Source organism: Nocardioides marmoraquaticus, assembly GCF_054777915.1.
The window spans coordinates 1-953 of record NZ_BAAHAA010000056.1 but is presented as its reverse complement, the minus strand read 5'-3'; the positions used below and the strand labels follow the sequence as shown (position 1 = coordinate 953).

Sequence of the window (953 nt, the reverse complement as noted above, 5' to 3'; positions counted from 1 at the left end):
GACCGAAGGTCCTCAATGACTCACGCTAACGCTCCACTGACCCCTGTCGGCCGGCAACGCCTCGCCGAGCTCATCGTCGTGCAGGGGTGGCCCGTGCGACGAGCAGCCGAACGGTTCCAGGTCTCACCAGCCACCGCCTCGAAGTGGGCACGCCGATACCAAGCCGGGTTGCCGATGAGCGACCTGCCGTCACGTCCGCGATCGACCCCGACGCGTGTCCCGGTCCGCCTGGAGCATCGGATCGTGAACCTGCGGTACCGGCGACGGTGGGGGCCGCACCGGATCAGCTATCACCTCGGAGTGCCCAGGTCGACGGTCGGCAGGGTCCTGACGCGCTACCAGATGCCGCTGCTGGCCAACATCGACCAGGCCACCGGTCTGCCGGTCCGCAAGCCCCCACCAGTGCGCTACGAAGCCAGCGCACCGGGCGACCTGGTCCACGTCGACATCAAGAAGCTGGGCCGCATCCCCGACGGCGGTGGCTGGCGGGTCCACGGCCGCGGATCGGCCCAGGACCGGGTTGCTGGCACCGCGCGCGATCGGGCCGCTCGTCGCGGGGCACCGCCCTCGCGTGGCTACGTCTACCTGCACCACGCCGTCGACGACCACACCCGCCTGGCCTACTCCGAACAACTCCGCGACGAGCGCAAGGAGACCGCCGCCGGTTTCTGGAAACGAGCCCAGGCGTTCTTCACCCACGCCGGCATCACCGTGCACGCAGTCATGACCGACAACGGCGCCTGCTATCGATCCCGCGACTTCGCCGCGGCGCTGGGCACCATCAAGCACCGCTGGACCCGGCCCTACCGCCCACAGACCAACGGCAAGGTCGAACGCTTCAACCGCACCCTGATGAGCGAGTGGGCCTACGCCCAGATCTACCTGTCCGACCAGGCCCGATCAGCGACCTACGCCGACTGGGTCCACTTCTACAATCACCACCGACCCCACAC

At 68.7% G+C, this 953-nt stretch carries 1 protein-coding gene; it reads left to right on the top strand.

Translation table 11 applies throughout. The annotated features are described in order from the left end of the window. Positions 1 to 15: 15 nt before the first annotated feature. On the top strand, positions 16 to 953 hold a 938-nt coding region (locus tag ACYU8I_RS18850), incomplete at its 3' end, for an IS481 family transposase (RefSeq protein WP_460843880.1).